14 protein-coding genes are annotated in these 16,304 nt (G+C 55.5%); 6 read left to right on the top strand and 8 right to left on the bottom strand.

The annotated features are described in order from the left end of the window. Positions 1 to 30 precede the first annotated feature (30 nt). Positions 31 to 1,161 (top strand): PorP/SprF family type IX secretion system membrane protein, encoded by a 1,131-nt coding sequence (locus tag ACFE7X_RS08520; RefSeq protein WP_375435249.1) that lies wholly within the window; start codon positions 31 to 33, stop codon positions 1,159 to 1,161. Positions 1,162 to 1,229: 68 nt separating this feature from the next. Further along, positions 1,230 to 2,474, top strand: a complete 1,245-nt coding sequence (gene gldJ, locus ACFE7X_RS08525) for a gliding motility lipoprotein GldJ (protein ID WP_375435250.1) — start codon at positions 1,230 to 1,232, stop codon at positions 2,472 to 2,474. Positions 2,475 to 2,606: 132 nt separating this feature from the next. Here the strand turns inward: gldJ and ACFE7X_RS08530 are convergent, their stop codons facing one another. Further along, positions 2,607 to 3,302, bottom strand: a complete 696-nt coding sequence (locus ACFE7X_RS08530) for a ComF family protein (RefSeq protein WP_375435251.1) — start codon at positions 3,300 to 3,302, stop codon at positions 2,607 to 2,609. Positions 3,303 to 3,538: 236 nt separating this feature from the next. Between ACFE7X_RS08530 and ACFE7X_RS08535 the strand changes: the two genes are divergently transcribed. From ACFE7X_RS08535 to ACFE7X_RS08545, 3 genes are all read left to right on the top strand, one after another. Further along, a complete protein-coding gene (locus ACFE7X_RS08535; protein WP_375435252.1) occupies positions 3,539 to 3,916 on the top strand; it encodes a carboxymuconolactone decarboxylase family protein in 378 nt (125 codons plus the stop codon). Next, positions 3,913 to 4,272, top strand: a complete 360-nt coding sequence (locus ACFE7X_RS08540) for a hypothetical protein (protein ID WP_375435253.1) — start codon at positions 3,913 to 3,915, stop codon at positions 4,270 to 4,272. The genes ACFE7X_RS08535 and ACFE7X_RS08540 overlap by 4 nt, the downstream gene beginning before the upstream one ends. An 89-nt stretch (positions 4,273 to 4,361) precedes the next feature. Beyond that, positions 4,362 to 5,123 carry an exodeoxyribonuclease III gene (locus tag ACFE7X_RS08545; protein ID WP_375435254.1) on the top strand — a complete coding sequence of 254 codons (762 nt, stop codon included), beginning with the start codon at positions 4,362 to 4,364 and terminating at the stop codon, positions 5,121 to 5,123. A 61-nt stretch (positions 5,124 to 5,184) separates the two neighbouring features. Here ACFE7X_RS08545 and ACFE7X_RS08550 read toward each other — a convergent pair whose 3' ends face one another. From ACFE7X_RS08550 to thrA, 7 genes are all read right to left on the bottom strand, one after another. Further along, a complete protein-coding gene (locus ACFE7X_RS08550) occupies positions 5,185 to 6,453 on the bottom strand; it encodes a protoporphyrinogen/coproporphyrinogen oxidase (RefSeq protein ID WP_375435255.1) in 1,269 nt (422 codons plus the stop codon). A 56-nt stretch (positions 6,454 to 6,509) separates the two neighbouring features. Continuing rightward, complete coding sequence (locus tag ACFE7X_RS08555; RefSeq protein WP_375435256.1) at positions 6,510 to 7,118, bottom strand: toxin-antitoxin system YwqK family antitoxin; 609 nt, start codon at positions 7,116 to 7,118, stop codon at positions 6,510 to 6,512. 301 nt (positions 7,119 to 7,419) lie between these two features. Continuing rightward, positions 7,420 to 8,574, bottom strand: coding sequence for a toxin-antitoxin system YwqK family antitoxin (locus ACFE7X_RS08560; protein WP_375435257.1), 1,155 nt, complete (start codon positions 8,572 to 8,574; stop codon positions 7,420 to 7,422). Positions 8,575 to 8,717: 143 nt separating this feature from the next. Further along, positions 8,718 to 9,404 carry a DUF3365 domain-containing protein gene (locus tag ACFE7X_RS08565; RefSeq protein WP_375435258.1) on the bottom strand — a complete coding sequence of 229 codons (687 nt, stop codon included), beginning with the start codon at positions 9,402 to 9,404 and terminating at the stop codon, positions 8,718 to 8,720. Between the two features lie 145 nt (positions 9,405 to 9,549). Beyond that, positions 9,550 to 10,842, bottom strand: coding sequence for a threonine synthase (thrC, locus tag ACFE7X_RS08570; RefSeq protein WP_375435259.1), 1,293 nt, complete (start codon positions 10,840 to 10,842; stop codon positions 9,550 to 9,552). A 140-nt stretch (positions 10,843 to 10,982) separates the two neighbouring features. After that, positions 10,983 to 11,918, bottom strand: a complete 936-nt coding sequence (locus tag ACFE7X_RS08575; RefSeq protein ID WP_375435260.1) for a homoserine kinase — start codon at positions 11,916 to 11,918, stop codon at positions 10,983 to 10,985. 360 nt (positions 11,919 to 12,278) lie between these two features. After that, positions 12,279 to 14,723 carry a bifunctional aspartate kinase/homoserine dehydrogenase I gene (thrA, locus tag ACFE7X_RS08580; protein ID WP_375435261.1) on the bottom strand — a complete coding sequence of 815 codons (2,445 nt, stop codon included), beginning with the start codon at positions 14,721 to 14,723 and terminating at the stop codon, positions 12,279 to 12,281. 412 nt (positions 14,724 to 15,135) lie between these two features. Here thrA and prfA point away from each other — a divergent pair, with 412 nt between their 5' ends. Then, on the top strand, positions 15,136 to 16,206 hold the full coding sequence (prfA, locus tag ACFE7X_RS08585; RefSeq protein ID WP_375435262.1) for a peptide chain release factor 1: 1,071 nt from the start codon (positions 15,136 to 15,138) through the stop codon (positions 16,204 to 16,206). The last annotated feature ends 98 nt before the right edge of the window (positions 16,207 to 16,304 follow it).

The following is a 16,304-nucleotide window of genomic DNA, read 5'->3' on the forward strand; positions in this document are numbered from 1 at the left end:
TCATCGATTTGTGGTCGAGATATTCAGCTAATGCGTAAGGAATTCAGCAATTTAGTTTCTGCAAATAAGTCCGGCGACGCACTACGCGCCGCCGGTCGCGCGTTTATTACACTGATGACGGGGCAAATCGGACGGAGATTTACAGAGAAGCGCAAGCTGCGGCAGCCCCTGCTGGCCGGCGCTATGGCGCTGGCATTGCCAGCCGCCGCGCAAGACTTGTATTTCGCTCAACCTTACGCCACACGCCTCAACCAGAATCCTGCCTACGCCGGCTTACTCGACGATGCCAGCGTAACGCTCAGCTACCGCAACCAGTTTCCTACGCTGGCCGGCACCTTCCAAACCAGCCAACTCGCCGCCGATTATCGGTTCAAAGATCAGCGCAACGCCGCTGGTTTGCTGATCAACCACGACCGCACTGGTGGCCTGGGCTACACCCGCGTCGAAGTAGGCGGCATCTACGCCTACCACACGCGGCTTACCAAAGACTTAGCTTTTAGTGGCGGCTTGCGCGCCAGCTACGGTAACCAGCGCATCAGCTACGACAACCTGGTCTTCGGCGACCAGCTCTCCGAAGATGGCTCGACCAGCATGCCTACTCGCGAAGTCGTTGATTTCACGCCGGTGAACTACGCCACGGTAGGGGCGGGGCTGCTGCTATACAGCGAGCAGTTCTGGGTGTCGCTGGCGGGCCAACATCTCAACCAGCCCGACCTAGGCTTTCGGGCCCAAGCCAAGCTGCCATTGCGCTTGGAAGTAAGCACAGGCTACAAGCACTATTTCACCCGGAGCACCGAGCGGCAGCAGTACCGCGAAATCAGTTTAACGCCCACCGTTCACTATGTGCGGCAAGGCGGTTCCGAGCGGGCCGAAGCGGGACTTTATGGTACTATTACGCCCCTCACACTCGGGCTTGTGTACCGTGGCGTGCCACTGCCCGGCGCCCCGCGCCCCCAACAAATTCTGACGGCCATTGCTGGTCTTAGCTTCGGTAGTTTTCGGGTTGGTTATGCTTATGATATAGGCCTGAGCGCATTAAGTGCAGAATTAGGTGGGGCGCACGAAATTTCTTTGGCTCTTCGTGCGTTTGATTCGCTTGATGCCGCTTGGCGCCGACTAAAACGTCGGAATTACCCGGTCGCGCCTTGTCCCGCATTTTGATTTTTTGTATTATTGCAGCAGCTTACCTTGTCCAACGTCTTTTCTAACGGGTAGTTTTAAACTTAATCATGAATTTTTCCAAGTACCTGCGTTTTGCGGTTGTAGGAGCCTGCGCCCTAGCTGCCTGTAAGGGCGGCCCGCCCACCGCTACTAAACCCGGTAAGTACAGCTCCACTACGGGCATTGAGTACAATACCGAAGAAGGCATGAAGGTTGCCGATTACCAAGGCATCCCCGAAGGCCCCGGCTTAGTCTTCATCGAAGGAGGCCGTACTGTGCTGGGTTCGCAGGAAGAAGATGTAACAATGACCCACGACAATGTGGAGCGCACCGTTACTATCGCCTCTTTCTACATGGACGAAGCCGAGGTAGCCAACATTCACTGGCTGGAGTATTTGCACTTCATCCGCAAAGACTCGTCGGAAGAGTTTTATCAGTCGGCCTTGCCCGACACCACCGTTTGGGCCCGCGAATTGTCGTTCAACGACCCGTATGTGGATTACTACCTGCGGTACCCCGGCTTCCGCTATTTCCCGGTGGTGGGAGTAAGCTGGTTGCAAGCCAACGACTACTGCACTTGGCGTACGTCGAAGGTAAATGAAACACTTGCCGGCAACGCTGACGGCGGGGGCGGTGGGGGCGGCCTCTTCAAGAAAAAGAAAAAAGGCGCTGCCGCTGCGGAAGGCGCCACCGAAGATGGAGGTGGTGCTGCAATTGCCATCGAAAACGGCAACACGCTGCCCAACTACCGTCTGCCCACCGAGGCGGAGTGGGAGTACGCTGCGCAGGCGCTCATTGGTACGCAGGAAACTGGCAACGAAAACCAAGAAAACAAGCGTATCTACCCTTGGGACGGCCGTCAGGTGCGGAACCCATACGGCGGCAAGATGGGTCAGTTTCTGGCGAACTTCAAGCGTGGCCGCGGTGACTATGCTGGTATTGCCGGCTCGCTGAACGACGGCGCCATGATTACCGAGTACATTTACGCTTACCCACCGAACGACTATGGCCTTTATAATATGGCCGGCAACGTAAACGAGTGGGTGCAGGATATCTACCGTCCGCTCTCGTTCGAAGATGTGGAAGACTTGAACCCCTTCCGTCGGAACGGATTCCTCGACCCTGCCGAGAAGTACGACAAGAAAGGCTACCAGTCGCTCATCGACGACCATGTGCGCGTGTACAAAGGCGGCTCTTGGCGCGACGTAGCTTACTGGCTCTCGCCCGGCACCCGCCGTTTCATGGGCGAAGACTCTGCTACGGCAACCATCGGTTTCCGCTGCGCTATGATCAACGCTGGTTCCAACAAGTAATTACCAGTACTTCAGTGAAACAAGAAAGGCTTGCCACGCGGCAAGCCTTTCTTGTTTTCTAGCTACGTGGATTTTATTCTATACTATGCCGACTGTTTCAGCCAGTATGAATGGATCAGGCTAAAGGCTTAGTTATCTATCTGCACACGCAATAGTAGCAACGCTGACTTCGGCAGCCCCAGCCGCTAGCAAGGCAACTGCGCAAGCTTCAAGGGTGGCGCCGGTGGTCAGAACATCGTCGACTACCAAGACGTGTTTGCCTAGGATGGTGGTGGGGTCCGTTACTTCAAACATCCCAGCTACGTTCTCCCACCGTTCTAGGCGGTTTTTGCGCGTTTGGGAGTCTGTATGTTCGAGGCGACGCAAACCGGCGGCGTGCCAAGGCGTGCGTAGGCTCTCGGCCATGCCTTCAGCAAAGGGGTCGGATTGATTGTAGCCGCGCTTAGCTAGTTTGCTGGGGTGCAACGGTACGGGCACAATCAGGTCGAACTGGAAATTGTGTTGGGCTAGCTCGTGCCCGTACCAACGTCCGATGACTAGTCCTACGTCGCGTTGCCCTCGGTATTTAAGTTGATGTAGCAGGTGCTGCACCCGGCCGCGGCGCAGGAAGCGGAGGTAGCTCAGCGTGTGGCGGATGGGGGCGCGGCCCCAGAAACGACGGCTCAACGGATTGGCTTCCGTCGACAGCAAATGATAGTCGGTGTAGGGCAGTTGTGTGCGGCAACTCGTGCACAGGTGCTCTTCACCACGACTCAACGCCTCCTCGCATGCCAGGCAGACCTGCGGAAAAATCAGGCCAACAAAATCAGATAGAAACCTTGGCAGCATAGCGTGATAAACTAGAAAGGATAGAAAAATTGGCTATGCTGAAAAGAAGAGCAAGTAAGGACTGTAAACATAGCCAAAGCCGTACGCCGCTACTATATAATGTATGTGCTTGGCAAGATAATTTAAGAGGACAGGTACTTGTAAAGTAGGCTCAGATTGTGGGTAATACAAGTAGCCGGATCATTTGTGTTTACTTTCGTGTTCCTTTCTCCTAGGCTTTCCAGTGTACATTCTATATGTCCCAAGTAACTGAATTCAACGAGTACCGCCAGCGCATGAACGAGAAGATCATGGCGGCTGATAACAAGGTTATCAAGCGCTTCTTCAACCTTGATACCAACACGTATCAGGCGGGCGCATTAGACGTAAAAACCAAGGAAATGCTGGGTTTGGCGTGCAGCATGGTGCTGCGCTGCGACGATTGCATCAAGTATCACCTCGGTAAATGCTACGAAGAAAAGTTGACCGACGAGGAAATTTATGAGGTATTTGCTATTGCCAACCTCATCGGGGGCAGCATCGTGATTCCCCATTTTCGGCGCGCCGTAGAGTATTGGGAAATCCTCAAAGAAGAAGCCACCACGCCTGCCCCGCAACACAGTCACGACGCATGAGCTATTTAGATCCGCAGGAGACGGAAGCCGAGTTTGAGGCCCGTTGGTGGCACCTGATGAACGAGATGCGGGAACGGTTCGGCAAAAAGCCTGACCTAAATGCCCTGCTACTCCTAATTGGGGTGCAAGAGCTCGGCCAGAGTGCCGGCCCCTTCACCAAAGAGCAGAAGCAGGACCTCATGCACATTGCTACCTGCAAGCTTTTTAGCTTGTCGGGCCACTACGAGCTAGAGCGGGTGGATGAAGAAGGCTGGCCTCATTACCGGCTTGTGCAGGCGGTTCCATTTGCTAGCTTGAAAGAGCAGGAGCGAATGTTAAAATGGCACATATTGGAGTATTTTGATTTAGACAATTAAGTGCCATCTTGGTGGAAAGGTGATTCTGGTTCTACACCACTGGTGGTGTAGAACAACAATCACCTTTCTGTTAACCATCAGGTAACTAAATGAATATCGTTAGCTATAACGTTAATGGCTTACGCTCAGCGCTAAGTAAGGGGCTGCTGGATTGGGTGCGGGAAACGCAGCCAGATGTGTTATGCTTGCAGGAAATCAAGGCTGGGCGCGAGGAGCTGGATATATCAGGCTTTACGGCGCTCGGCTATTATGCCTATCTGCACCCGGCTGCGAAACCCGGCTACAGCGGAGTTGCCACCTTCACCAAGCAATTGCCCCAGCACGTAGAAATGGGGTGTGGCACCGAAATTTATGACTCGGAAGGCCGGGTGCTGCGCCTGGATTACGATGACTTTTCGGTGCTGAACGTGTACATGCCTTCCGGTACCAGTGGTGCCGAACGGCAAGCATTCAAGGTGGCGTGGCTGCATTTCTTCCGGCGCTACGTGCAGCAATTGCGGGCCGAAGGTCGGCGGCTCGTTATCGGGGGTGATTATAATTGCTGCCAGACGCCAATTGACTTGCACAACCCCAAGGCCAACCAAAACAGTCCGGGCTACACGCCGGAGGAGCGGCAGTGGTTCAAAGACTTTCTAGCCGATGGCTACACGGACTCCTTCCGTCATCACCACGGCGACGTGGCCGGCCATTACTCCTGGTGGAGCTACCGTGCCGGTTCGCGCAAGCGCAACGTCGGCTGGCGTCTCGACCACTTGCTGGTTGACAAGGAGCTAGAGTCCCGAATTCAGGAAGCTGGCCTTCTGCCCGACGTAGTGCACTCCGACCATTGCCCTGCCTATCTGAGCATTTAATTACGGGTTTTTAATTGTCAAATCAGTCAACAAATGTTGAGTTAAATTGACAATCAGAAAACTAGGAACTCAAAATAAGCTCGGCCACTTCCCGGCCCGACGCCATAGCGGCGTTCAACGAAGGGTAAGAAGTGTAGTCGCCACAGCGGTAGAGAGAGTTAGTTAGTCTTAACTCTTGGTGCTGCGCCTTGCCGTTGGCGTAAACCGGCAGGGCGTGGGGCAGGTGGTAGGTGCGCAAATGTTTCCACTGCGCCACCTCGTCGCCAAACCAAACCATCAGTTCGGCGTGCAATAGAGCTACAAGAGTGGTTTCGGGCAGGTGATGCTCGCCGTGGGTGCTCACTGAAACGAGCGTGCGGCCGGGCGGCGCATAATCCGGCGAAACGTCGGAGGGAAAGCATACATTATGCGCCATCTGGCCGTGCGCCGCGTTCAGGCGCAGCAACTTATCCTGGCGGCCCGGCGAGGCGGGAGCCGAAAAGTAAGTGCACGTGGTGCGGCGCCAAGCAGTAGCGTGCAGTTGCGGCAAGTGGGGCAGCAGATGGGCCGTGGTGTCGCCATTAGTGGCTACTACTATCGCTGCGGCAGTTAGCGTTTCGCCGCCGCGCAAGTACACTTTGTTGCCTTCTACCGACTCGACGGGGGTGTTGAGGCGCACAGTACCGGCCGGCAGACGGTTGGCCAGTTGCTCGGGAATCTGCTGCATACCCAGGGCGGGTACTACAGCTTCACCTATCACAAACTGCTGAAATACAAATTCGAAGAAGTTGCTGGCCGTAGTCAGGCTACGATCCAGAAACACGCCCCCGAAGAAAGGCCGAAAAAACGTATCAATAATTTGTTCGCTCCAGCCGTAGCGCCGCAGAAAAGTGAGCGTATCGGTGGATGGGTGCGCCAGCAATTCCTCGGCGCTGCGGCTGCGTACGTGCTGTACCAAGCTAAGAATGCGGAGCTTATCGGTCAGCGTGCCGATGGGCGACGTGAGAGCCGGGAAAGCAGCCAAAGGTTGTTGCAGTGGGTTGCGCAGCGTGGTTTCGCGGCCATTGGGTAAGCGAATAACGGCGCCGGAGCGAAACGCCCGCAAGTTGAGGGCACCGTAATCAATCATGCGCTGTACTTCCGGGTACTTGGTGAGCAGCACCTGAAAGCCGTAGTCGAGGCGGAAGCCTTCGGAGGTGACGTCGGTGCGGACGCGGCCCCCAACGGCTTCGGCGGCTTCGAGCACCACCACCGGGCAGCCCGCGCGGTGCAGGTAGTTGGCGCAGGTGAGACCAGCCATACCGGCCCCAACAATAACGATGGGCAACTGTGCCGAAACAGGAACATTCATATTTAATCGAAACTGTAAAATTCGCTTTAAGGTTAGGCTCGCGCACAGAAGCAGCGCTATTTGCCTGAGGGACAAGTAGTTCCTATTGCATATTTATCAGCTTGCCGGTACTGTTCCCAATCAGCAACACTAAAGCGCGACTGGTCCTGATAAGCATACATTTGGTCGATCAGGACGCCGTTCCGAAAGTTTCCTTTCACGAAGGTTTCCCGGGCTACTAAGTGCTCGTCTTCTATCCGGCGTAGTTGCCAGCGCCCATCCGGTATGCCGCCTACCACCGCGCCGCGTAGCTGCATGCCGCTTTCCTGGCGGTACCAGGTGCCGTTGCCATCCTTGACCAACTGTTGGCCCGTCTCCTCCCAAAACTGCTGCACCAGCGGATCCAAGCCATTGCGAAAACTCAGCACCTGCCGTTTCCGGCCCGATGGATACCAATACGCCCAGTCGCCGACTTGCTCACCCCGACGGTAATAGCCCCGCGCCGCCAACTCGCCGGTAGTATGATACACTTCAAACTGACCTTCCATAAGGCCATTTCGATAAGCGCCCTGCAACAAGGGTTGGTTGTTGCTGAGATTATAATCGCGCACATAGCCCCAGAAGTGGCCGGCGCTGTCCAACCTAACGTGGCGGCGGATAGCGGCGCAGTCTGGCGGCGTAAGCATGTAATCAGCAGAATAGAAGAACACTACGCTGTCTTTACCAACCACCCGGTAGCAGTCATCTAACTTAGCTTTCTCCTTTTGAAGAGGAGTTTGTGCCCATGTAGTAATAGTGCTAACGTGTGATAGAGTACATAGTATCAGCCAGAACAGCCTGCATGTAAGTAGCATTAGAGTCTGAGGTTATTACGAGGGCCTGCGTGAGAAGAACATTGACAACTTGCTGATAGCAATAGCTAATAGCGTGACTACTTTAAACCTTGAAGTGGCTACATAAGATTATTCAATATATCAGGCGTTGCAGCTAAGGCCAAGCAGCTAAGTTAGGCTCTGGCAACTGAGAAGAAAGTAACCTGGCAGCCGCTTTTACTCTCACTTTATCAGTGGACGTATTCAGTATAATATCAAGGTAGCCAAGTACGGGTTGGCTTTGGTAGTGAGCAGGTTGCCACGGCGGTAGTGATGACACAAGGGAACGAATTACTTCACGCAACGAAGAAGTTTCAGATTCGAAATTGATGAAATGTCCCTTCTGGTCGAGAGAACACCGTACGGTGACTTCCGGTGGCATGGAACTATACCAATGAGTTGCGCGGTAGCGAGTTAGGCGCTGGTTTAGACGGTTAGTGTAGCGGACAATGCCTATTTTAACACTAGGAAGCTGAAATTCTGTTTTGATTAGTTGAAATTGGGCTCGGCGATGGTTTTCGTCGCAGGTATACCCCAGTTCCATATAGTCTGCCCGCAAAAAAGGGGCTGGTTCTAGAGGTGTTAATAAAGGAGAGTAACGATAAGCAGCAGGCTGGTCGGCTTGCGGTTTGATTAAGCGCCCTCTTCGAAACACACCTTTGTCGTATAATTCTGTTGTGATAGGAAGATGGCTCTGCTTATGTTGTCCTACCCAATTACCATTTGGTAAACCTAAGCGAATGTGTCCGTGGGCAACTAATCCTGTTGTAGTTGGACCTTCCCAAGTACCTGTCCCATTTATTGCCTGTTGCTGCCCTGTAGAGTCCCAGTAAGCAAGAATACGAACAGGGCCTGCCACTGGAAAGCGTAGCACTTGGCGCGGCTGTCCGTTGGCGTACCAGTATTTCCAGTCGCCGCTTTGTTTTCCCTGCACAAATTGTCCTTGCGCTGCTAGATGGCCTCGCGAAAAGTAAAGCGCCGCCGGACCGTTTAGAATGCCTGAATCATAAGTGAACTGCGCTAATAGGTTGCCAGTATTGGTCCGGTAATCGGATACGGTACCGATGAAATTACTCTTGTCGTTTATGCGTCCTACTCTTTTTATAACAGCACATTCTTTTGATGTCAGGTAATACTCTCGGTTGAAGTAAAGAGCAATACTATCGTTTGAAAAGGTTTGTGCGCATTGATCCAATGAGACAAGCTGTCCATAGCACACAGATATAGATAGAAACCAACTTATAAATGAAAAAAACAAGAAATATTTCATTCTGTATAAGTCTATGTTGACATCAGATTAATAGGATAGCGAAAGCGCGGCTGTCGCTCTTTTAACCCAATATAGTTTTCGCTGTTGCTTCAAAAGATACTGGGTCACAATATTTTCCTTGTTGTAACTAAGAATAATAAACCTTAAAAAAGCGGCTTGCGCGGCTTCACGATTTTGCGGGTTTTCATCGTGTAGAACTCAGCCACCCCGGCACGCTGAAGCGTCACTTGCCAAATTCCCATTGCTTGACCTAAACGGTAGCCAGTTGCTTGATCTTGAGGATATTCCTTTTTGACGAGCGCATAATCAGTTGTCGAAATGTCTTTGCCAACTTCCCCATGGCAGCGCAAACACAGGGCATCATCGAGCACAATAGGCCGCTGGTATGTGAAAACGTCACCGTTGAGACGGGCCACACGGCGAACGGTATCAGGTTGTAAGGCAGTAGCGGTGAGGGAAGCCCGGTTGGCAGCATTGCGTGGCCGGGCACTTCGGCGCTGTGCGGTGGCTTGCATTGTTCTCTCCAGGGTGTCTACGGAGGCAAACGTTTCGGGGCGGCAGTAGGGGAGGGCTGCCGCTACACCACCGGCTTGGAGCTTCTCACTAAGGACGCGGCGCAACTCCCGGTCGGCGTGGCGTGTGAGCGAGTCGCCGGCCCAGCGGGTGGCGCGGAGCAAATCGGCGGGCAGAATACGCTTAACCACCATCTTGTCGAGGGTAATGGCTATTTTCTTGCCGTCTTTGATGTGCTCGATCTGGTCGGGGCGGCAGGAAGCCAGCAAGGCAGAAAGCAGTAGAAACCCAGCCAGGGAGCGGAAAAGATAAGACATGGCAAAACAACAAATCAACACAACAAAGAGACGACAACGGCCGCACTTCCCCAACTACCCGTCGCCCCACGTTCAGGTTTTCAAAACAGCTACTATAGCGGCATCGTCTCGCGGCGTTTAGCGGTGCTACGCGCACCAGTCGTCTTTATTTCAGCAAAAACTCCTGCAACATTTCATACTTAGGTTCCAGTAGCACGCTTTGCTTGGTGCGCGTTAGGAGGCCGCGCACGGCTGTTGGTACAGGCACCTTCGCGCCGATAACTGGTTCTACCACTTCCGGAAACTTCACTGGGTGCGCCGTTTCCAGAAAGATACCGTGTTCAACTGCATGCTCGCTTAGGTACTGCTCCAGCGCCCGGAGCGCCACGGCACCGTGCGGGTCGAGCAAGTAGCCGGTTTCCTGGTGTACCCGCTTGATGGTGGCCGTGGTTTCCTCGTCGGAGACGATGGCACCACTTACCAGACGGCTTACATCGGCGTGGCGCTGCTCAAATAGCTCCAAAATGCGCCCAAAGTTGCTGGGGTTGCCTACATCCATGGCATTGGAGAGCGTAACAACAGCTGGCCGGGCCTCGAAGATGCCGGTGCGGAGGTAGTCGGCTACGGCGGAGTTGGCGTTGCAGGCCGCCACGAAGTGCTTGATGGGCAAGCCCGACGCGTGAGCCATAAGCCCGGCGCAGATATTGCCGAAGTTGCCGCTCGGCACTGCTACCACCGGCGGGGTTTCGTGCGCCCACTGTTGCAGGGCGTAGCAGTAGTAGAACTGTTGGGGCAGCCACCGGGCCACGTTGATGGAGTTAGCGGAAGTAAGTTGCCGATGCTCGGTGACACGCGGATCGAGGAAGGCTTGTTTCACTAGGCGCTGGCAGTCGTCGAAGTTGCCGCGCACCTCCAGGGCCGTAATGTTCTGGCCCAGCGTGGTCAGCTGCAACTCCTGCAACGGACTGACTTTGCCCGATGGATACAGAATAACCACCTCAACCCCCTCGACACCCAAAAAACCGTCGGCCACGGCCCCGCCCGTGTCGCCAGACGTAGCCACCAGCACCGTGACTGGCGCCGTTTGCTGGCGCGAAAAGTAGCCCAAGCAGCGGCTCATAAACCGGGCGCCTACGTCCTTGAATGCCAGTGTCGGACCATGGAATAGCTCCAGCGCCGCTATTTGGCTGGTCACGGGCACCAGCGGAAATTCAAAGTCCACCGTCTCGGCGCAGATACCGCGCAGTATTTCTTCCGGAATCGTGTCACCGACATAGGGGCGGATGACTTCAAACGCCACCTCGGCCCGAGGCATAGTATTGAAGTTACGAAGTAACTCAGATGAGAACTTTGGAATCCGTTCCGGGAAGTAGAGTCCGCCATCCGGAGCCTGTCCGGCGATGGTAGCGGCCTGAAAGTCAACGGTAGGGGCTTGCTGGTTGAGGCTGTAGTAGCGCATGTAGCGAGAAATTCAGAGGTGTAGAGACGCGACACTTCGCGTCTCGTCGTTGTTGATGTTGTTTAAACCAAGCGTCCAGATGGCGGGCGCGGACGCCGAGACGCGAAGTGTCGCGTCTCTACAGCAGATCTGAATGCTGTTCAGCCTAAGTCTGCGAACCGGACTCCAGTAGAATTGATGGTACTGACGTGGATGTGAAAGTCTACGCCTAGCTGCTCGTATACTTCCCGCATGGCACTGGCTACCGCCTGCGCCGTTGCTTGGTTTTCGCTCAGCATGAAGATGGATGGACCAGAGCCCGAGATACCCCCGCCCAGCGCTCCAGCTTCCATACTGCGCGCCTTTACGTCGGCAAAGCCTGGAATGAGGATGCTACGCACCGGCTCCACAATCACGTCTTCCAACGAGCGGCCAATGAGCTGATAATCTGACTTCAACAGGCCCGCCACCAGCCCAGCCACGTTGGCCCACTGCCGGATGGCAGACTTTAGTGGTACCTGTTGCTTCAAAATCTGGCGGGCATCGGCAGTGCGCACCTCTATCTGCGGGTGCACCACCGTCACGTGCAACGGCGGCGCCGACAAAGGTACAATATCTAAGGGTTCAGCCGAACGGATAAGCGTGACGCCGCCGTAGATGGCCGGCGCGATATTGTCGGCGTGTTGCGCGCCGGACGCAACCTCTTCCCCAAACATGGCAAAGCGCACCAATTCTTCTTTGGAAAAGATGTTGCCCAGCAACTGATTGGCGCCCACTACGGCGCCAGCCGCACTGGCCGCACTGCTGCCTATACCACTGCCCGGCAGAATGGCTTTGTTGATGCGCATCTCGAACCCCGTCCCGGCCGGAGCCGCCCGCAGCAACGCCAGCAGCGCCGCCCCCGCCACGTTGCGCGCGGGCTCAGTAGGCAGGTCGAAGTCATCCTCATGCACAATCGTCACGCCCGGCTGTTCGGTCAGGCGCAGGTGCATGGTGTCGTAGGGTGCTTCCAGCGCGAAGCCCAGCACATCAAACCCGCAGACTACATTGGCCACGGTAGCTGGTGAATACAGCGTCAGAAAGTTGGAAGTAGGCATAAGCGGAAAGTGTAGCCCGAAGCTTCTGCCTCGCTGCTGGTAGTTGCGGAGATTGAAAGACTTGTGAAATTGTTCGGCTAAATCAGAGTGTAGGGGCTCTTTGACTGTCCGTCATGCTGAGCTTGCTGAAGTATCCCGCGTGCCGGCGTTGCCAACACAATTAGAACGTCATGCTAAGCGGAGCCGGAGGCGTAGTCGAAGCATCTCGCTCGAATCGTTGAGTTTCGTATTGCAACCTCAGCACGCGAGATGCTTCGGCTTCGTTGCCCTGCGCTCAGCATGACCGATATAGTTTGGCAACGTCAGCACGCCAGACCAAGCATGACATACGACTGGATTGGTGACACACCTCCTGGCGCATTATGCCCGAGCGGCGCGGATTACGTCGGCGAAGACGCCGGAGGCCGTGACGTCGGCGCCGGCCCCGGCACCTTTCACCACCAAAGGCTGCTCGGGGTAGCGGTTGGTGAAGAAGAGCACAGCATTGTCTTTGCCCTGCAACACGTAGAAATCATGACCCGGCGCCACGCCTTGCAGCCCAACGCTGGCTTTGCCGTTAGCGTAGCGGGCCACGAATTTCAGGCGTTGGCCTTGGGTTGCTGCCGCATCGTAGAGGCTGCGGAAGTGGGATTCGTGTACGGCCAGTTGCTCGTAGAAAGCTTCCACATCGCCTTCCAGGCAGGAAGCGGGCAGGAAAGATTCGTTGTGAATGTCGCTTAGCTCCATTTCTTGGCCCGCTTCCCGCGCCAGGATCAAGATTTTGCGGGCCACGTCCGTACCGCTCAAGTCTAGGCGCGGGTCGGGTTCAGTATATCCTTCCGCTTGGGCTTGGCGCACCACGTCGGCAAAGAGCACGGTGCCATCGTAGTGGTTGAATACGAAGTTGAGCGTACCAGAGAGTACTGCCTCGATACGATGCACCTCGTCGCCGCTGCGCATCAGGTCGTTGAGAGAACCAATGACGGGTAGGCCCGCGCCCACATTGGTTTCAAACAAGAATTCGGCATTGAACTCGCGCGCCAAGGATTTCAAGCGAGCATAATTCACGTATTCTGACGAGCAGGCTACCTTGTTGCAGGCCACTACGGCTACGCTTTTCTCTAGCAAGGCCGCATAAGTTTTGGCTACGTCGGCGCTGGCCGTCACATCCACAAACACGGTGTTGCGCAGGTTGCGGGCGTGCAGCTGCTCTACCAATTCCTTCAGATCCAGCGGTTGCCCTTGCTCTAACGCTACTTGCCAGTCGTTCAGCTCGATGCCGTCTTCTGTTAGGACGAAGCGCTGGCTGTTGGCCAGACCTACTACGCGCAAGTTGAGGCGCAGCTTTTCGCGCAGCCACTGCTGCTGCCGAGCCATTTGTTCGAGCAGTTTCTTGCCCACATTGCCCACACCCGCCACAAAAATGTTCACCTGTTTGGTGGTCTCCTCGAAGAACTCCTCGTGCAGCACGTTGATGGCCTTGCGCACGTCGGCGGTCCGAATTACGGCGGAGATATTTCGCTCCGACGAGCCCTGCGCAATGGCCCGGATGTTCACGCCATTCTGACCGAGTGCCCCAAACATGCGCCCGCTGATGCCGGGGTGGTTGCGCATTTGCTCGCCCACCAGCGCCACAATGGCCAAGTCCATCTCACAACGAAGCGGCGCTACTTTGCCAGCGGCTATTTCAACGCTGAATTCTTCGTCAACGGCTGCTTGCGCCGAGCCAGCATCGGCAGCCCGCACGGCTACGCAGATCGAGTGCTCCGACGAGCTCTGAGTGATCAAAATAACGTTGATGCGCAACAGCGCCAGCGCCCCGAACAACCGCCGCGAGAAGCCCGGAATGCCTACCATGCCGCTGCCTTCCAGGTTCAGCAACGCTAGTTGCCCAATGCTCGAAAGGCCCCGCACCACGTCGCGGTTGGCCGGCGGATTCACTTCTACTAGTGTGCCTTCATCTTCTGGCGCGAAAGTGTTCTTGATCCAAAGTGGAATCCCCTGGCTCATGACCGGCTGAATAGTAGGCGGGTACAGCACTTTGGCCCCGAAGTGCGACAACTCCATAGCCTCTTGGTAGGAGATGCGCGGAATGGGGCGGGCCAGCGTCACGAGGCGCGGGTCGGCGGTCATCATCCCGCTTACATCGGTCCAGATTTCCAGCCGCTCCGCTGCCAAAGCGCCCGCGAAGATGGCCGCCGTATAGTCGGAGCCGCCGCGGCCGAGGGTGGTGGTAGTGCCCTGCGCATCGCTTCCGATAAAGCCTGGCACCACGTACACCAAACTTGGCTGCGCGGCCACAAACTCCTGAATCTGCCGATTGGTAACGGCCGTGTCCACCGCTGCGAAACCGTAGTGCGAGTCGGTGCGGATCAGTTGCCGGCTGTCTTGCCAGATGTGGGCCACGCCGTGCGCTTTCAAGCAAGCCGCCAGCAGCCGCGACGATAGTAGCTCTCCGAAGCTCACCAGCCGGTCCAGCGTCCGGTTCGACAGTTCCCCGAGCGAGTATATCCCGTCGCACACGCTGTCTAGCTCGTTGCAGTAGGTTTTCACCAAGCTCAGCACCGCGCTTTGATCGGGGATGGGGAGCAGGCCACGCACGGCTTCTAAGTGGCGCTCTTCCAAGTGTTTGAGTCGGGCGCGGTACTCGTCGGAACCAGTGGCGGCGAGGCGGCCGGCTTCAATCAGTGCGTCGGTGGTGCCCCCGAGGGCTGATACCACTACCACTGTGGGAGTTTGCCGGGCAGTTGTTTCCACGAGCTGCGCCACACGTTCAAGGTTAGGGGCCGTAGCCACCGACGAACCACCGAATTTCAGAACCTGCATGAGCATAAAGAGATGAGAGGACACGAAAAAGCCCGTCGGATCCGGCTTGGCTTCTGATTAGGAAGCGGCCGGCGACGGGCTGCGAAACATCAAAGCAAGGAGAGGTAGCGCAGCCCGTCTAGCGGGTTGTAATACCTGTAATAATGCCGGTGCCGGTCGTCAAACAGACGCCGGTGGAAGCGGAAATAAGGAAAGTCGAATAAGAAAGTGAGGCCATGAGTGCGTACTTCTGGCCGTAAAGTAGGCGCTTTTTCGCAAAGCACAATATTTATCTACCTGTCTAATCTGAAAAAAGAACTGAGAAAAGGCCTACTAGTCGCGCTCTAACGCACAGCAAGCGGAACCGCGCCGCGCACAGGACGTGTTTGTTTTCAGTACCTTTGCACTCCCAATACAATTCTCAGAAGGCAAGATGCTAGACAAACTGGAGGCCATCCAACAGCGATTCAACGACGTGGCAGAGCAGCTCACGCAGCCCGACGCCATGAGCGACATGAAACGCTACAAGACGCTCAATAAAGAATATAAAGACCTCAACAAGATTGTTGTTGAGTACAAGGCCTATCAGAATGTGCTGGCCAACATCGACAGCGCCAAAGAGGTCATTGCCAACGAGAAAGATGAGGACTTTCGCCAAATGGCGAAGGACGAGCTAGAGGAACTCTACCCCGAGCAAGAGCGCCTCGAAACGGTTATTAAAGACCTATTGCTACCCAAGGACCCCAACGACTCGAAAGACGTCATCATGGAAATCCGGGCGGGTGCAGGCGGCGATGAGGCGGCTATTTTTGCTGGCGACTTGCAGCGTATGTATATGCGCTACGCCGAACGGCACGGCCTGAAAATGGATTTGATTGACGCCACCGAAGGCACTTCGGGCGGCTACAAGGAAATTATCTTGGCTGTGAAAGGCGAAGATGTGTACGGCAAGCTCAAGTTTGAGTCGGGGGTGCACCGGGTGCAGCGCGTACCGGCCACCGAAACGCAGGGTCGGATTCATACCTCAGTTGCTTCGATTGTAGTGATGCCGGAAGCCGAGGAACTGGACGTGCAGATCGATATGAACGATGTGCGCAAGGACCTCTTCATGTCGTCGGGTCCGGGTGGGCAGTCGGTAAACACGACCTACTCGGCCGTGCGCCTCACGCACTTGCCTACGGGCCTCGTAGCGCAGTGCCAGGACCAGAAGTCGCAGCTCAAGAACTTCGATAAGGCGCTGCAAGTGCTTCGCTCACGCATCTACGAAATCGAGCTAGCGAAAAAGAACGAAGCCGAAGGTGCGCAGCGCAAGAGCATGATTGGCGGTGGCGACCGGTCTGATAAGATTCGTACTTACAACTACCCCCAGGGTCGCGTAACGGACCACCGCATCGGGTTCACAGTGTACAACTTGGCCAGCGTCATGGAAGGCAACATCGACGACTTCGTGGAGCAGCTGCGCCTCGCCGAAAGTGCTGAGCGCTTGAGGGAAGGCGTATCGTAATAAAGACGTTAACTGTCCGTTAGTCTCCATAAGAACGTCCTGCTGCGCTTGCCGAAGCATCTCGTCTGCTGAGGTTGGGTTACTAATCCAGTATCAGC

This window comes from uncultured Hymenobacter sp., assembly GCF_964242765.1.
GTDB lineage: Bacteria > Bacteroidota > Bacteroidia > Cytophagales > Hymenobacteraceae > Hymenobacter.

Bases quoted from the DNA above. Each gene is read 5' to 3' on its own strand.
- prfA (WP_375435262.1), top strand. From the start codon at position 15,136: ATGCTAGACAAACTGGAGGCCATCCAACAGCGATTCAACGACGTGGCA.
- ACFE7X_RS08535 (WP_375435252.1), top strand. From the start codon at position 3,539: ATGTCCCAAGTAACTGAATTCAACGAGTACCGCCAGCGCATGAACGAG.
- ACFE7X_RS08520 (WP_375435249.1), top strand. From the start codon at position 31: ATGCGTAAGGAATTCAGCAATTTAGTTTCTGCAAATAAGTCCGGCGAC.
- ACFE7X_RS08530 (WP_375435251.1), bottom strand. From the start codon at position 3,302: ATGCTGCCAAGGTTTCTATCTGATTTTGTTGGCCTGATTTTTCCGCAG.
- gldJ (WP_375435250.1), top strand. From the start codon at position 1,230: ATGAATTTTTCCAAGTACCTGCGTTTTGCGGTTGTAGGAGCCTGCGCC.
- ACFE7X_RS08565 (WP_375435258.1), bottom strand. From the start codon at position 9,404: ATGTCTTATCTTTTCCGCTCCCTGGCTGGGTTTCTACTGCTTTCTGCC.
- ACFE7X_RS08575 (WP_375435260.1), bottom strand. From the start codon at position 11,918: ATGCCTACTTCCAACTTTCTGACGCTGTATTCACCAGCTACCGTGGCC.
- ACFE7X_RS08555 (WP_375435256.1), bottom strand. From the start codon at position 7,118: ATGCTTACGCCGCCAGACTGCGCCGCTATCCGCCGCCACGTTAGGTTG.
- ACFE7X_RS08550 (WP_375435255.1), bottom strand. From the start codon at position 6,453: ATGAATGTTCCTGTTTCGGCACAGTTGCCCATCGTTATTGTTGGGGCC.
- ACFE7X_RS08545 (WP_375435254.1), top strand. From the start codon at position 4,362: ATGAATATCGTTAGCTATAACGTTAATGGCTTACGCTCAGCGCTAAGT.
- ACFE7X_RS08560 (WP_375435257.1), bottom strand. From the start codon at position 8,574: ATGAAATATTTCTTGTTTTTTTCATTTATAAGTTGGTTTCTATCTATA.
- thrA (WP_375435261.1), bottom strand. From the start codon at position 14,723: ATGCAGGTTCTGAAATTCGGTGGTTCGTCGGTGGCTACGGCCCCTAAC.
- thrC (WP_375435259.1), bottom strand. From the start codon at position 10,842: ATGCGCTACTACAGCCTCAACCAGCAAGCCCCTACCGTTGACTTTCAG.
- ACFE7X_RS08540 (WP_375435253.1), top strand. From the start codon at position 3,913: ATGAGCTATTTAGATCCGCAGGAGACGGAAGCCGAGTTTGAGGCCCGT.